At 61.9% G+C, this 15,304-nt stretch carries 10 protein-coding genes and 2 pseudogenes; 4 read left to right on the forward strand and 8 right to left on the reverse strand.

What is annotated here, in order from left to right:
- Window positions 1–99 precede the first annotated feature (99 nt).
- The 4 genes and pseudogenes from ACQB61_RS12200 to ACQB61_RS12215 all read left to right on the forward strand — a co-directional run bounded on the left by ACQB61_RS12200 (window position 100) and on the right by ACQB61_RS12215 (window position 5,097).
- Window positions 100–1,602, forward strand: coding sequence for an ABC transporter substrate-binding protein (locus tag ACQB61_RS12200; RefSeq protein ID WP_430512823.1), 1,503 nt, complete (start codon window positions 100–102; stop codon window positions 1,600–1,602).
- 61 nt (window positions 1,603–1,663) lie between these two features.
- Window positions 1,664–2,612, forward strand: a pseudogene (locus ACQB61_RS12205) (ABC transporter permease).
- Window positions 2,609–3,427 (forward strand): ABC transporter permease, encoded by an 819-nt coding sequence (locus ACQB61_RS12210; RefSeq protein ID WP_430512824.1) that lies wholly within the window; start codon window positions 2,609–2,611, stop codon window positions 3,425–3,427. The pseudogene ACQB61_RS12205 and the gene ACQB61_RS12210 overlap by 4 nt, the downstream one beginning before the upstream one ends.
- On the forward strand, window positions 3,424–5,097 hold the full coding sequence (locus ACQB61_RS12215) for an ABC transporter ATP-binding protein (protein WP_430512825.1): 1,674 nt from the start codon (window positions 3,424–3,426) through the stop codon (window positions 5,095–5,097). The genes ACQB61_RS12210 and ACQB61_RS12215 overlap by 4 nt, the downstream gene beginning before the upstream one ends.
- Here ACQB61_RS12215 and ACQB61_RS12220 read toward each other — a convergent pair.
- The 8 genes and pseudogenes from ACQB61_RS12220 to ACQB61_RS12255 all read right to left on the reverse strand — a co-directional run bounded on the left by ACQB61_RS12220 (window position 5,081) and on the right by ACQB61_RS12255 (window position 15,190).
- Window positions 5,081–5,674, reverse strand: coding sequence for a class I SAM-dependent methyltransferase (locus ACQB61_RS12220; protein WP_430512826.1), 594 nt, complete (start codon window positions 5,672–5,674; stop codon window positions 5,081–5,083). The genes ACQB61_RS12215 and ACQB61_RS12220 overlap by 17 nt on opposite strands.
- A gap of 91 nt (window positions 5,675–5,765) precedes the next feature.
- Complete coding sequence (locus tag ACQB61_RS12225) at window positions 5,766–6,929, reverse strand: ABC transporter permease (RefSeq protein ID WP_430512827.1); 1,164 nt, start codon at window positions 6,927–6,929, stop codon at window positions 5,766–5,768.
- The gene (locus tag ACQB61_RS12230) at window positions 6,926–7,951 is read right to left on the reverse strand and encodes an ABC transporter permease (RefSeq protein WP_430512828.1); all 1,026 of its coding nucleotides are present in this window, start codon (window positions 7,949–7,951) and stop codon (window positions 6,926–6,928) included. The genes ACQB61_RS12225 and ACQB61_RS12230 overlap by 4 nt, the downstream gene beginning before the upstream one ends.
- A 77-nt stretch (window positions 7,952–8,028) precedes the next feature.
- The gene (locus ACQB61_RS12235; protein ID WP_430512829.1) at window positions 8,029–9,945 is read right to left on the reverse strand and encodes an ABC transporter substrate-binding protein; all 1,917 of its coding nucleotides are present in this window, start codon (window positions 9,943–9,945) and stop codon (window positions 8,029–8,031) included.
- Window positions 9,942–11,830 (reverse strand): annotated as a pseudogene (locus tag ACQB61_RS12240) (dipeptide ABC transporter ATP-binding protein). The gene ACQB61_RS12235 and the pseudogene ACQB61_RS12240 overlap by 4 nt, the downstream one beginning before the upstream one ends.
- Window positions 11,831–12,040: 210 nt before the next feature.
- Window positions 12,041–12,361, reverse strand: coding sequence for an adenylate/guanylate cyclase domain-containing protein (locus ACQB61_RS12245; RefSeq protein ID WP_430512830.1), 321 nt, complete (start codon window positions 12,359–12,361; stop codon window positions 12,041–12,043).
- A gap of 130 nt (window positions 12,362–12,491) precedes the next feature.
- Entirely contained in the window at window positions 12,492–13,856 is a 1,365-nt protein-coding gene (locus tag ACQB61_RS12250) for a HAMP domain-containing protein (RefSeq protein ID WP_430512831.1), read from the reverse strand.
- Between the two features lie 155 nt (window positions 13,857–14,011).
- Window positions 14,012–15,190: a CaiB/BaiF CoA transferase family protein gene (locus ACQB61_RS12255; RefSeq protein WP_430512832.1), complete on the reverse strand. Its 1,179-nt coding sequence runs from the start codon at window positions 15,188–15,190 to the stop codon at window positions 14,012–14,014.
- Window positions 15,191–15,304 lie beyond the last annotated feature (114 nt).

The following is a 15,304-nucleotide window of genomic DNA, read 5'->3' on the forward strand; positions in this document are numbered from 1 at the left end:
AAGGCACGAGGGCTTTGCCGAATTTTCCCTTCCCTTCCCCGTCTGGCTGGTTAAACTCCTGATCACAAAGCGGAGTTCAACCGTTGGGGGGAATGGGAAATGACGCGGATTTCAGCCCTTGGCCTGCGCCGGATGGCACTATGCAGTCTCTCAGTGTTCGCGGTTCTTGCCGCAGTTCCTGCTGAGGCAGCGCGCACGGATGTGATGCTTGGCATCCGGCTGGAACCGCCTCATCTTGACCCGACCGCCGGCGCGGCAGCCGCGATCGACGAAGTCGTCTTCATCAACCTTTTCGAGGGCCTGACACAGGTTGCAGCCGACGGCACGGTGAAGCCGGCGCTCGCCGAAAGCTGGACCATCTCGGACGATGGCAAGACCTACAAGTTCAAGCTGCGCGAAGGCGTGACCTTCCATGACGGCACCAGCTTTGATGCCGAGGATGTGAAGTTCTCGCTGGAGCGGGCCAAGGCTGCGGACAGCGTCAATGCCCAGAAGGCCCGCTTCGAAGCAATTGAAAGCGTCGAGGCCTCCAGCCCGTCCGAGGTGACCATCACCCTGAAGCAGCCGGTGGGTGATTTCATCACCTTGCTGGGCACGGGCGACGCCGTGATCGTGGCGCCGGAAAGCGCAGGCAGCAACAAGACCGCCCCTGTCGGTACCGGGCCTTTCCGTTTCGGACAGTGGGTGCAGGGCGACCGGCTGGAGCTGCAGAAAAACACTGGCTACTGGGGCCCACCCGTCAAACTGGACAAGGCCGTATTCAAGATCATCGGTGACAATGCCGCAGCCTTTTCGGCGTTGATGTCCGGTGATGTAGACGGCTTCCCGATCTATCCGGCGCCGGAAAACCTGCCGCAGTTCGAGGCTGATCCCAGGTTTGCCGTCGTGGTGGGCACGACCGAAGGCGAGACGGTGCTGGCCACCAACAACGCGCGCAAGCCCTTTGATGACCTGCGCGTACGGCAGGCCATGGCGCATCTGATTGACCGGCAGGCGCTGATTGACGGCGCACAGTTCGGCTACGGCACGCCCATCGGCTCACATTTCGCCCCGCACGCCCCAGCCTATGAAGACCTGACGGGCACCTATCCCTTCGACCCAGAAAAGGCAAAGGCCCTTCTGGCCGAAGCGGGATATCCCGATGGCTTCAAGGCAACGCTGAAACTGCCGCCGCCAAGCTATGCCCGCCGCAGTGGCGAGATTCTGGCCGCACAGTTCAGAGAGGCGGGCATCGAGCTGGAAATCGTTCCTCTGGAATGGGCGCAATGGCTTGAACAGGTGTTCAAGGGCAAGGACTACGACCTCAGCATAGTCGCCCACACCGAGGCCAATGACATCGATATCTATGCGCGTGACGACTACTACTTCGGCTACAAGAACCCTGACTTCAACGATCTGATGGCTAAAGTCAGCGTCACGAGCGATGAGACCGAGCGGACTGCACTGCTGCGGCAGGCGCAGGAAATACTCGCAAAGGACGCCGTTAACGGCTTTCTCTTCCAGTTGCCCAAGACCGGCGTTTGGGACGCGAAGCTGAAGGGCCTGTGGGAAAACGCTCCGGTGCAGGCCAATGACCTGACCGGCGTCTATTGGGAAGACTGAGGCACATGGGAGCCAGCACGCAACAGCGGCGTCAGTCCTCCGTGTCCGGCAGGATGGCCGCATGACCGGCTTCCTGTTGCGCCGGTTCGTGAGCCTGTGCCTGACGCTGCTGGCGGCGGCATTGGCAGTGTTCCTGATTCTGGAAGTCATCCCCGGCGATCCGGCCCAGCTGATGCTGGGCGTTGAGGCGCGCCCCGACACGCTGGAGGCCTTGCGCAGCCAGATGGGCCTTGACCGCCCGGCGGCAGAACGTTTCCTGATCTGGATTGCAGGTCTGCTGCAAGGGGATATGGGCGTCAGCTATACATACTCGGTGCCTGTGCGGGATCTGGTAGCCGCACGCCTGCCTGTGACCTTGCCTCTGGCTCTCTTCTCTTCTGCTGACCATCGTGATTGCCATTCCGGCCGGCGTCTGGGCGGCGAGCCGCAGGGGGCGGGTTGCGGATACGGGCATCATGGCGCTGACGCAGGTTGGCGTCGCCGTGCCGAACTTCTGGTTCGGCATGCTGCTGGTCTATGTCTTCGCTGTCAGCCTTCGGCTGTTGCCCTCCGGTGGCTTTCCGGGCTGGGAGAAGGGCATTGGGGCGTCATTTGCCGCGCTGATCATGCCAGCCATTGCACTGGCCCTGCCCCAGGCGTCGATCCTTGCCCGCATCATGCGCTCGGCGCTGGTGGACACGTTGCATGAGGATTACATCCGTACAGCGCGGGCCAAGGGGCTGACGGAGAGCGCAGCGCTCTGGGGCCACGCCCTGCGCAATGCGATGATCCCGGTCCTCACCATTCTCGGATTGCAGCTCTCGTTCCTCCTGACCGGCACGATCATCATCGAAAACGTCTTCTACCTGCCGGGGCTTGGGCGGCTGATCTTCCAGGCCATCACCCAACGCGACCTGATCGTGGTCAAGAGCGTTGTGGTGCTGATGGTGGGCTTCGTCATCTTCGTGACCTTCCTTGTGGATGCGGCCTATGCGCTGGCCGATCCGCGGCTGCGGCGGAGGGCAGCGTGAGCAGACGGCATTTATCCTTCTCACTCGGCCTTGCGCTAACGTTGCTGGTCCTCGGCGCGGCCTTGCTGTCGCTGGTTTGGACACCGCATGATATCGCCACCTTCAAGGTGTCTGCCAAACTGCAGGGCCCCAGCCTCACCTACTGGCTGGGAACCGATCACTATGGCCGGGATATCCTGTCTCTGCTCATGGTGGGAGCACGCACCTCGATTGCCGTGGCCCTGTTGGCAGTGGGTATCGGCATGGCGATCGGCGTTCCTCTCGGCCTATGGGCGGCGAACCGGCGCGGACTGATAGACGAAGCGATCATGCGCTTCAACGATCTGGTCTTTGCCTTCCCGGCGCTTCTATCCGCCGTGCTGATCACGGCGCTGGCAGGCCCTGGAGCATTCAACGCTATTATTGCCATCGGCCTCTTCAACATTCCCGTTTTCGCCCGCGTCGCACGCGGAGCGGCACTCGCGCTCTCCTCACGCGAGTATTTGATGGCGGCACGGGTGGCCGGAAAAGGCGAGGTACGGGTGACGGTGGAACACGTGCTGCCAAACATCGCCAACCTGCTGATCGTGCAGGCGACCATCCAGTTCTCGCTTGGCATTCTTGCAGAAGCGTCGCTTTCCTACATCGGCCTTGGCGCCCAGCCGCCGCTGACAAGCTGGGGACGGATGTTGAATGAAGCGCAGACGATGATGGCCTTTGCCCCACAGCTGGCACTCTATCCCGGACTTGCCATCGTGCTGACGGTGATGGGGCTCAACCTGCTGGGGGATGGCCTGCGCGACCTGACCGATCCGAAACTGCGGGGGCGTGCATGACCGAGCCGCTGCTGAGCATCAACAATCTGTCGCTGGACATTGGCTCCCGCGAGATCATCCGCGATCTCAACCTTGAGATCAGGGCGGGCGAAGTGCTGGGGCTGGTGGGGGAGAGCGGATCGGGCAAGTCGCTGACGGCGCTGTCAATCTTGCGTCTGCTGCCGCACCAGGCGAAGCTCTCCGGATCCATACGCCTTGACGGCGAGGAGCTGACGGACAAGAGCGAGGCGGCCATGTGCACCTTGCGCGGCAACCGCGTCTCGATGGTGTTTCAGGAGCCGATGACGGCACTGAACCCGGTGAAGACCATCGGCGCACAGGTGGCGGAAAGCCTCGTGGTGCATGGCAAGGCCAGCCGGGCGGAGGCCGCAACCGAAGCAAACCTGTTGCTGGACCGGGTCGGCCTCTCCCGTGCGCGCGTCTCGCCAGACAGGTTTCCGCATGAACTGTCAGGCGGCCAGCGCCAGCGCGTTGTCATTGCCATGGCCATTGCCTGCCGCCCGAAGCTGCTGATTGCCGACGAGCCAACAACGGCGCTCGATGTGACCGTCCAGGCGCAGATCCTCGATCTGCTGAAGGAAATCGTCGACCGTGAGATGATTGCGCTGCTGCTGATCAGTCATGATCTGGCTGTGGTGGCCGACATGGCTGCCCGTATCGCCATCATGAAAGATGGTGAACTGGTGGAAGAAGGCCGCACCAGCCAGCTGTTGCGTGGTTTCAACGCCCCCTACTCCCGCCGCCTGCTGAAGGCTTCAAGCCATATGCCGAAGCGCCTTGCGGCAAGCCCGGCAGTTGCCGGCCGCAAGCAGACGGCGGCAACGCCGCTGCTGAAGGTCGACAGGCTGACGGTTGATTATCCCATTCCTGGCGCAGATTTTCTCTCCCGTCTGACCGGCCGCGGCGGACGGCTGCGTGCGGTGGATGGTGTCAGCCTTGAAGTCGCGGAAGGGGAAAGTGTTGGCCTGGTGGGCGAATCCGGATGCGGCAAATCCACATTGGCGCGGACCATTCTCGGCCTGCAGAAACCTTCCGGCGGCACGATCCTGATTGACGGCGAGGCACCGCACGAGGTGCGCGGCGAGGCCATGCGGGCGCTGCGGCGCAAGGTGCAGGTGGTATTTCAGGATCCCTATGGCAGCTTCGATCCACGCCAGACGGTGGAACAGGCGATTGCCGAGCCGCTCCATCTTTATCCGGATCTGAAGCCTGCGCAGAAACGGCGGCGCGTGGCGGATGCGCTGGTATCCGTCGGCCTCACACCCGAGGACGGGAAAAAATACCCGCATGAGTTTTCCGGCGGGCAGCGCCAGCGCATCGGCATTGCCCGGGCGCTGGTGACAGAACCGAAGCTGATCATCGCAGACGAGCCGGTGTCGGCGCTGGACGTCTCGATCCGGGCGCAGGTGCTGGATCTTTTCGCCAGCCTGCAGGACCGCCTGGGCTTAAGTTACCTGTTCATCTCGCACGATCTGACGGTGGTGCGGGCGATCACTGACCGGGTGGTGGTCATGAACGGAGGTATGGCCGTCGAGGAGGGGAAGACTGCCGCCGTGCTGACGGAGCCATCCCATCCCTATACGAAACTGCTGGTGGCCTCCGCCCCGGATCTTGATGCCACCCTGCGGCTGCGGGAGGCATCAGAGGCCGCGTTTAACGCACCGGTTTGATCAGGCGCAGGCGCCAGGTGACGCCCTTTTTGTCCGACACCAGCCGGTAGTCATCCAGCACCTGCCAGCGGCTGGCATCGTCCGTGGCTTCCCAGAGACGTGCAATGAGCTTGTTGGCACCAGACTCGGGCCGCTTCGGGGAATACATCGACAGGGCGATCACCCCGTCTTCGGCCAGGAACGGCACGTAGCGGGAGACAACAGCTGCTGGATCATCGGCGAAATGCAGCACCTCATTGAAGACAACAGCGCTATAGCGCTCACCTTCATTGGGGATGAAGCTGTGCATGTCGCCCGCCCGCAGCGAAGCGATGGACGGATCGACATTGGCGATTTCCAGCGCACGCGGGGCAAGGTCCACGCCGGTGTAATGCTTGAGGCCAAGCGGGGCGAGGCGCTCATACAGAAGCCCTTCGCCACAGCCAATGTCCAGCACCCGGTCAAAGGCCTTGTTCAGCAGCAGCCACATGCCGATGATGCCGTAGCGCCCGCTCTCAGGAAGATCACGCAGGAAAGCCCAGCGGCCGGCCTCGTATTCCTCATCCCAGCCTTCGGCGGTGGTGGCATTCTTCGACATATCAAAACTCCTGTTCCAGGGTGCCTGCAGGCAGCTGCATCACACCCTGTAATCTCCTGTAGCGCCAGCCGCGCCCATTCCCTCATGCGCTTCACTTATAGGGGTCGGCGGCATCGCGCAAACCATCTCCCAGGAAATTGAACGCGAGGACGACGATGATGATCGGAATGATCGGCGCCATCAGCCAGGGATAAACCGTCACCACCGAGATATTTTGCGCCTCGTTGAGCAGCACGCCCCAGGAGACGGCAGGACGGCGCAGGCCAAGATTGAGGAAGGACAGCGCCGTCTCGCCAAGGATCATGCCCGGAATGGACAAGGTCGCCGAGGCGATGATGTGGCTGGTGAAGCCGGGAAGCAGATGCTTGCGGATGACGCGGGAGGACGATGCCCCCATCAGCTGGGCCGCCTGCGCATACTCCTCCTCACGCAAGGACAGGAGCTTGGAGCGCACCGCACGGGCGAGGCCCGGCCAGTCGAGCAGCCCCAGAATGATGGTGATGCCGAAGTAGATCCAGACCGGATTCCACGTCACCGGGAGGGCCGCAGAAAGTGCCATCCAAAGCGGCAGTTCCGGCAGGGACCGCATGATCTCGATCAGACGCTGGATGGCCGCATCGGCAAAGCCGCCGAAGTAACCCGCGATGCCGCCGAAGAAGAGGCCCAGCACGATGGAAATGGCAACACCAACGAGGCCAACCGTCAGAGACAGTCGAGCGCCATAAATGAGGCCGGAGAACTGGTCCCGGCCAAGGCGGTCGGTGCCAAGAAGATAAAATGTGCCGTCCGCCGGCGCGCACACGAGACGGAAGCTGGCGTCGAACAATCCCCAGAACTGATAGGTGCTGCCGCGGCAGAAGAAGCGCAAATGCCGCGGCGTGCTTCTGTCTTCGGTATAGACCCAGCTCAGGTTCTCCATGTCGACCTCAGCCTTGAGGTCATAAACGAAGGGCGTGGTCAGGCTGCCCTCATGGAAGAAACGCACGATCTGCGGTGGTGCATAGAGATGCTGGGAATCGCGCTCTGACGGTTTGTAGGGCGCAATCACCTCGGCAAAGGGCACGCAGAGGTAAAACAGCAGCAGAATGACGCCGGACCACAGGGCAAGTTTGTGGCGGCGGAACTTCCACCACATGATCTGCCATTGGGAAGCCTGGAAATAGCGTTCCTGCTCCGGCGTCAGAGCTTTGGCTTCACGCGGGTTGAAGGGGGCCTCGTCAACGAAATGCCCCTCGTTGCGATCGGTTGCACTCATGCGCCGGCCCTCCCGCCCAGACGGATGCGCGGATCAAGGACCGCCAGAAGAAGATCGGACACCAGCATGCCCAGCAGTGTCAGCACAGCAACGAACAGCAGAATGAAGCCGGCGAGGAACTGATCCTGAGACTGCAGCGCCGACAAAAGCACCGGTCCGACCGTGGGCAGATTGAGCACCACGGAGACGATGACCGAGCCGGACACAAGCGACGGGATCAGGTTGCCAATGTCGGAGATGAACGGGTTCAGCGCCATGCGCAGCGGATACTTCATCAGTGCCCTGCCCTCGCTGAGGCCTTTGGCGCGGGCGGTGGTGACATATTGCTTGTGCAGCTCATCCAGCAGATTGGCCCTGAGGCGGCGGATCATTGCGGCCGTGCCGGAGGTGCCGATGACGATGGTCGGCACGATCAGATGCGCCATGACGGACATGGTTTTATCCATGCTCCAAGGCTCACCGATGTATTGCGGATCCATCAGGCCGCCAATCGACAGGCCGAACCATTGATTGAAGAAGTAAAGCAGGATGAGGCCCAGCAGGAAATTGGGCGTCGCAAGACCGAGGTAACCCAGCAGGGTGAAACCATAATCCCCCCAGGAATACTGGCGTGTTGCCGAGTAGATGCCGATGGGAAAGGATACCACATAGACGAAAAGGATGGTCGCGGCATTGAGGATCAGGGTGAGCGGCAGGGTTGGCCCCACCACTTCTGCTACCGGCTTTTCAAACTCGAAGGACCAGCCCCAATTGCCCTGAAGCAGACCGTCAAAGCCATGAGGCCCTGGCCATGCGCCTATCCAGACGAGATAGCGCTCGAAGAACGGCCGGTCCATTGCAAATTCTGCGCGCAAGAACTCCAGCTTGGCGATGGAAGAGGCTTCACCCGTGGAGCGCAGCATGGCGATCTGGTTGGAGATGTAATCACCCGCCGGCAGCTCGATGATGAAGAAGATCAGCAGGCTGATCACAAGGAGCGTCGGGATCATCGTAAGGACCCGGCGCAGGATGTAGACAAACATCAGAGCCCTCTCTCTGTCCGGCGCGGACGGCGCACACCTGCTCAAACAACAGGAAAGTCATTCTCTCTCACGCCCCCTCAACGCTGACCGGATAGCCAGAACTCGTCCATGCGGTGAAGCCCGAACTGGGAACCGGGGTCCCAGCCATAGATCGCTTCCTCCGGCACGTTTTCGACGCCCTTCACCACCACCGGCTGGCGTACCTGGGAGACAAGGCCGATGCGAATGGTCTCGTCTGCGTGGATCTGAAGAATCTGATGCCAGATCTCTTCGCGTTGTTCCGGCGAGATGGACGTGAGCCAGGCCTCGTAGAGCTGCATGAGTTTTACCGCAGGCTCCCAGTCGGGCTTCTCGCCGCTCTTTCCGCCGGTCTCGTAGAAATCACCCCAGGATGGCCAGGACAGCCAGTCGACGCGGGAGGGGACAAGCTCGGTAGGCGGCATTTCCGACGTCGGGATGCCATTGTCGAGCCCTGACCAGACCGCCATGACAAGATCGCCGGAAATGGCACGGTCGCGCATGGTGTCGCGCTGGCTCGGCTTGACGAACAGCTTCACGCCGATCTCCCGCCAGGTCTCGCCCACCAGCTCCAGCGCATCGGATTCCGTCTGGCTTTCGCCCGAGGTCTCCACGATGATCTCCAAGGGGCGGCCATCCGGCATGAGGCGGATACCGTCACCACGCCGCTTGGTCAGCCCCATCTCATCCAGAAGGGCGTTGGCCTTGTCCAGATCAAAGCCTGCCCAACGGGTGCGGTACTCTTCCCTGTAGAGCGGGCTCATGTCGATGACCGTGTCATTGCCCGGCACGGCAAGGCCGAAGTACAGCACCCGGTTGATCATTTCCCGGTCGATGCCCAGAGACAGGGCATGACGGAAACGGCCGTCACGCAGAAGGGCCCGCCATACGGGATCCCTCACGGTGAGATTGGGAAGGATCGAAATCTCCGCGCCTTTGGAGATCGGCCAGAGCAGCGTCTTGTAACCCTGGTTCTTTTCGCCCTTCTTGAGGACAGTGATATCGGCAAAGGAGAGGTTTCGCGCCTGAAGATTGGCTTCTCCGGCCTGTGTCTTGGCCGGAATAAGCTTGCCGTCAGCCACGGTCATGATGACCCGGTCAACGTAGGGCAGCTGCTGGCCGGTGCTGTCTACCCGGTGGTAGTATGGATTGCGCACAAGCACGAAACGCTGGTCGCTCTCGCCCGTGATCCGGACCCAGGGCTGCAGCGAGGGCAGATCCGGATTACCGGCGTTATACATGTCGTCCAGCTTGTTATGCAGCGCAGCCCAGCTCCGGGCCTTCTGTGCCGCCGCTGCCCGCTCAATGATGGCCGGATCGCCGTAGCGGGTGTGATACTGTTTCAGGTAATGCGCCGGGCGGTAGATGAAGGGCGGGCGGGACAGCGCCAGTTCCGGCAGGAACAGTGGATTGGGGCTATCCCAGCTGTAGCGAACGGTTGTCTCGTCCAGAACCTCGAACAGCGGCCCCTTGCCCCCTGCCAGCAGGAAGGGCGGCAGACCAGCGGGTGTCAGTTCCGGATTGCTGACCACATCTTCGAAGAAGTAACGGAAGTCCTCGGAGGTGAAGGGCCGTCCGTCGGACCACTTGTGGCCCTTGCGCAGATGCAGCGTGAAGATCCGCCCATCCACCACGTCGACATCCTTTAGAATGTCAGGAACAAGCTGAAGGTCCTCGTTGTAGCCGACAAGCCGCGCATAGCCCCAAACGTTGATGAGGCGCACATCACGCGCGCGGCCGATAAGGGTATTGATTTCACCGCCCGGCACACCGGTCTTGCGGCCCGAGGCTTCCATATCCACGATCAGCGGCTCCTGAGGCACGCGCTCGCTGACCGGCGGCGGATTGATGAAACCAAGCTGCTCAAGGCCTTCCGTTTCCTTCAGCTCCAGCGCGGAAGCCGGAGACAGAAGCAAAGCGGCGGCAATACAGGCTGCGGCCAGCCGCTGGCCCGCTGCCAGAACATGCGCGCTCATGCTGCGGTCTCCTTCAGAGGGCCGCCTGCGGCAAGGCCCGGGGCGCAAACCAGATGTTCTGGAGCCACCTCCACTAGCGTGGGCGCCATGCCTTCACCCAGACGGTATGGCTCTGGCCAGGCTGAGGGGTCGGAGGCCCGCTGGGCGCCAAGGGCGGCAAAGTCCAGCGGGCAGTTCAGGTCGGGCTCCGGAACAGCGGCCAGCAGCGCCTGTGTGTAGGGATGCTGCGGATTGGAAATGATGTCCCTTGTCCGGCCAAGCTCCACCAGCCGTCCGCGGCACATGACGGCGATGCGGTCGGCGATGTAGTCGACCACCGCGAGATTGTGGCTGACGAAAAGATAGGTGAGGCCGAGATCGGCCTTGAGATCCTGAAGCAAGTTCAGCACCTGCGCCTGCACGGACACATCAAGCGCAGACGTGGGCTCATCGCAAAGAATGAACTCCGGCCCGAGAGCCAGAGCGCGGGCGATGCCAATGCGCTGGCGCTGGCCGCCGGAGAAGGAATGGGGATAGCGGCGCAAATAACGTGGATCGAGCCCGACAAGCTGGATCAGCTCGCGCACCCGTTCGGCCTGTTCCTTTGGCGTACCGACCTTGTGAATCTGCAGCGGCTCGCTGAGGATCTCGTTGACCGTCATGCGCGGGTTGAGCGAGGAAAACGGGTCCTGGAAGATGAACTGGGCCCGGCGGCGGTAGTCCAGCAGTTCGGCCCCGGAAAGTTCCGCCACATTGGCCGGTGTCTTGCCGCCGTGATACATGATCGAACCGCTAGACACGGGAATGGCCCGCAGAATTGCCTTGGCAAGGGTGGTCTTGCCGGAACCGGACTCGCCAACGATGCCGAGGCACTCCCCTTGCGCACTGTCAGGTTGATGTCATCCAGAGCCTTGATCGTGCGTGGCTTGCCCGAGAAGAGGCTGCCCTTGCGGGTGCCATAATCCTTGGAGACGCCTTTGATCTCGATCAGGGGCTTGCCGGGTTCGAGACTGGAGGCTGCACAGGCCATCCTGCGGATGCCGGATGTGTCTACGGCAATCGGACGGATCGGCTGAAGACGCTCGGCCTTATCCATGTGGAACCGGGGCACGGCGTGAAGCAGCGCCTTGAGATATGGGTGGCCCGGCGCAGAAAACAGCTGGCTGGCAGTGCCCTTTTCCATGATGCGCCCGTGATAGATCACCACGACCTCGTCAGCCATGTTCGCGACGACGCCAAAATCATGGGTGATCATCAGAACGGACATTTGCAGCTCGGACTGCACTTCCTTGATGAGCTTGAGGATTTCAGCCTGGATCGTCACATCGAGGGCCGTTGTTGGCTCATCTGCAATCAACAGCGCCGGCCGGCAGATCAGTGCCATGGCAATCATGGCACGCTGGCGCAGCCCGCCTGACAGTTCGAAAGGATAGTTGTCGAGCGCGCGTGCGGGGTCGGGAAAATGCACGAGACGCAGCATCTCGCGCGTCAGCTCCCGCGCCTCGCCAGCTCCGCAATTGCGATGCAGCCGTGCCGCTTCGCCGATCTGGTCGCCTATGGTGTGCAGCGGCGAGAGCGAGGTCATCGGCTCCTGGAAGATGATGGCCACCCGGTTGCCGCGCAAGTGCCGCATCTGCGGACCCTTGCGGTCGAGCGCTGCAATATTCACCGGCGGGATCTTGCCAGTGGGATCGCTCAACACCACTTCACCGGACGTGACGCGGGCCGATGCGGGCAGCAGGCCCATGATCGTCTGCGACACGACAGTCTTGCCGGAACCGGACTCGCCCACCAAGGCTACAGTCTTGTTCTGGGGAATGGCGAAAGAAATTCCGTCGACGGCGCGCGACACGCCTTCGTCCGTGTGGAAATCAACGGTCAGGCCGTTGATCGTGAGTACATTCACTCTGGTGTCCCTCCCCCAAGAGACAGTTGCTGCACACGATGACCGCCCGCTGCATGGCGTGCCTGCTCCCGTAGTGCCTGTGTTTATCAGGGTACAGGGAAGTCATGCCGCTTCCGTGACAGCCATCACACGCTGAGCCTATCCGCAGTGAATACCCCGCGGCAAGAGACAGCCGTTGATCATCCGGAGAAATGCAGTGCTGACGGGGACTTACTCGGCAGCCGATGCACCTTTAGCAGGCTGTGCTGAAAGGAGCGGCCCGCGCAGGTCGAGTTTCCAGACTTCCACATCCCCGCTGCGGCCACGCAGTTGCTGGTTTCCAACCCGCTCCACACAAGCTCCATCAGGAAGCATTCGGACAGTGGCGTTGCTGAGAAGGACAATCACATCCTCCGTACCGGCGAACTCACGCCCCAAAGACTGCAGCCTTTCGCAGACGTTCACCGCATCTCCGACGATCGTGTAGTTCCAGCGGTCCTGGGCCCCGACATTGCCGACCACAACCGGTCCGGAATGAAGGCCGACGCGCACGCGAACCGGGACCAGACCCTTTCCCTGCGCTGCCGGTTCTGCTTCATGATGGCCTGACCGATTTTCTGGGCTGTACGGGCCGCTGCCAGAGCGTGATCCTCCCGCGCATCAGGGGCGCCCCAGAAGGCCATCATGCCATCGCCGATGAACTTGTCGACAGTGCCCCCTCCTCCTCGACGGCCGCAACGAGAATGGCAAAGTGCTCGTTCAGCATGGCCGCCGTCTCCGAGGCCGTCAGGCTCTCGGACAGGGAGGTGAAACCCATGATGTCGGTGAAGAGAATGCTCAGTTCCGCCTCACGCGCCAGCGCTGCCTGCTCAAGGCCAATCCGCATAAGCTTGCGGAACAGGGAGCGCGGCACGTAGGTGTTCATGGCTTTGAGGCCGATCACCATGGCATTGAAGGCCAGCGCAACCTGATCGACTTCCTTCACGCGGCTGCGTGGAAGCGGGGTGACCTCATCCAGCGCCAGACGGCCTACATGTTCCGACTGGGCAGCCAGGAGCCGCAAGGGCCGGGCAACGCGGCGTCCGAGCCAGACTGCAATCAGGACGCCGATTATAATGGCGGCAACGCCAACAAGCGCGGACCCGGACATCCTTTGAATTTCCCGCGAGACGGATGTCGCCCGGAAGTACTGACCGATAATCCAGGGCTCCGGACTGTAGCCTGTGACAGGCACCCGCATGACGATGAATTCCTGCTCCGCCGCTTCCACGCCAAGCACCTCGATGCCAAGATCGGCGGCGCGCTGGAAAGTGGGATAACGCTGCCCCGCGGCGACGCCGGACAGCACAGGATCACCGAACTCCTCCAGGCTGGCAGGGGGCGCTTTGGCCGGCGCCGAGCCGGTGATCAGCAGATGCTGGTCGGAATGCACAAGAACCTGCCCCTCGGATGTGACCACGAACGTCGTGGTATCCGGCCCTTCGTCCAGCGCCTTTACAGCTTCGCCGATGCTGGCAAGCGAGGTTGCCGCTGTCAGGTAGCCGACAGTCTGGCCATCACTCAGCAGAGGGACCGTCACATTGGCGTAGACACCGGTGGAATGCGTGACCAGCTGCCCCCAAACCGGGCGCGACGACGGCTCCAGCCGTGGCAAACTGTCCGGTGCGCGGCCCGGAACGTCAGCGGCCTCCTTGAAAGGCCAGAGCTTGCCGTTGTCAGCCTTGAAGATCCCAAATCTGTTGCCGCGCATATCCCGGATGACGATCACGGAAATGCGGCCGTTGGCAGCAACGGCGGCGCTGAGATCGGCCAGCGTCTGATCGCTTGGCTCCGGCTTCATCTTTCCGTCGTCAAAGAGTTGCTTGAGAGCAACAGCAGCGTCCTCGACCTGATCCAAATGACCACGGACCTGCCGCTCCATGCTCTGGATCGTCAGGATTGCCTTGTCGTTGAGCAGGGAAAATGTGTTTTCGAAATTGGCCTTCACGGACATAAAGAGCACCAGCGCCATGCCTGAGGCCATCAAAAGCCCGAAGCTGAAGCTCACGATGCGGGTCAGGGCAAAGTTTCGCCGTCTGCCGCCGAAAATCCGGAAGATATTCAATTCCGCACCATCCTCCAAACACCTATGGCACCTGCCCCGTCGTCAGGCGTCCTCACATCCTTGTTCCGCTTTGCCGGGCAATGCAAACGTGAAGGCGCCTATTCCCCCTTATCCCAGCCGATTTCGGCAAGGACGGACGCCGTATGCTCGCCAAGGCCCGGCGCTGCCGTCTTTAGGGAAAGCTCAGCGTTGCGAAAGCGGATGGGGGTGCGCACCGAAGGCACGGAACCGGCTGCAACATGCGTTGCCGGCAGGTCCACCTTGAGCTGGCGGTGCAAAACCTGGGGGTCCTCGAAGACATCGGCGACCGTGTTGATAGGACCGGCGGGCACGCCTGCCTTCTCAAGCTCCGCCAGAAGATCATCACGCGTGAAGCGGGCCGTGAGTTCCGCCAGTTGCGGCACCAGTACGTCCCGCCCGGCGACACGGCCTGCGTTGGTGGCATAGGCCGGATCCTTGGCAAATTGCGGGCAGCCAAGGATGCCGCACAGGCGCTGAAACTGGCCATCGTTGCCGCAAGCGATGATCAGGTGCCCGTCACTGGAGGGGAAGACCTGATAGGGCACGATGTTAGGGTGCGCGTTGCCCAGACGGCGCGGTGCCTTGCCGGAGATAAAATAATTTTCCGCCTGATTGGCCAGCACCGCGACCTGCGTGTCCAGAAGGGCCATGTCCACATGCTCGCCCTCGCCGGTCATGTCACGACGGCGGAGTGCTGCCAGAATGCCGATGACGCCGTAAACGCCGGTGAAGATGTCCGCAATCGCGACCCCGACCTTCTGCGGTTCCCCGTCCCGGTCTCCCGTGAGGTCCATGAGACCGCCAGTGCCCTGAATCATGAAGTCATAACCCGCCCGGTGGGCATAGGGCCCATCCTGGCCGAATCCAGTGATGGAGCAGTAGATCAGCCGCGGATTGACTGCCTTCAGGCTGTCATAGTCCAGGCCGTATTTCACAAGGCCACCGACCTTGAAATTCTCGATGAGAATGTCGGCATCCTGCACAAGGCGGTGCACCAGAGCCTGGCCCTCGGCCGTGGTAAAATCTGCCGTTATGGAGCGTTTTCCGCGGTTGCAGGCATGGTAGTAGGCGGCATCGGACGGCTCACCATCCACGCCGGTCAGAAAAGGAGGCCCCCAGGTACGGGTATCGTCTCCGGCCGGGCTCTCCACCTTGATGACATCCGCACCGAGGTCTGCCAGAGTCTGCCCGGCCCAGGGGCCTGCAAGAATACGCGCAAGTTCCAGGACCTTGAGACCTTCGAGCGGTGCTCCCACGATGGAATCTCCTCATCAACAATTGCAGGACCCTGCGTAGCGCCTTGGGCGCACGGGCGCAATCACCACAAGCTCCGGCCTGAGGTGTTCAAACCAGCCACAAGCAGGAGCTTC

It is taken from the genome of Pannonibacter phragmitetus, from assembly GCF_050510895.1.
In the GTDB taxonomy this organism is placed as follows: Bacteria; Pseudomonadota; Alphaproteobacteria; order Rhizobiales; family Stappiaceae; genus Pannonibacter; species Pannonibacter phragmitetus_B.

What these genes read in the sequence shown, in the direction of transcription:
- ACQB61_RS12235 (WP_430512829.1), bottom strand. Translation starts at nt 9,945, where the DNA reads ATGAGCGCGCATGTTCTGGCAGCGGGCCAGCGGCTGGCCGCAGCCTGT.
- ACQB61_RS12225 (WP_430512827.1), bottom strand. Translation starts at nt 6,929, where the DNA reads ATGAGTGCAACCGATCGCAACGAGGGGCATTTCGTTGACGAGGCCCCC.
- ACQB61_RS12215 (WP_430512825.1), top strand. Translation starts at nt 3,424, where the DNA reads ATGACCGAGCCGCTGCTGAGCATCAACAATCTGTCGCTGGACATTGGC.
- ACQB61_RS12220 (WP_430512826.1), bottom strand. Translation starts at nt 5,674, where the DNA reads ATGTCGAAGAATGCCACCACCGCCGAAGGCTGGGATGAGGAATACGAG.
- ACQB61_RS12200 (WP_430512823.1), top strand. Translation starts at nt 100, where the DNA reads ATGACGCGGATTTCAGCCCTTGGCCTGCGCCGGATGGCACTATGCAGT.
- ACQB61_RS12230 (WP_430512828.1), bottom strand. Translation starts at nt 7,951, where the DNA reads ATGTTTGTCTACATCCTGCGCCGGGTCCTTACGATGATCCCGACGCTC.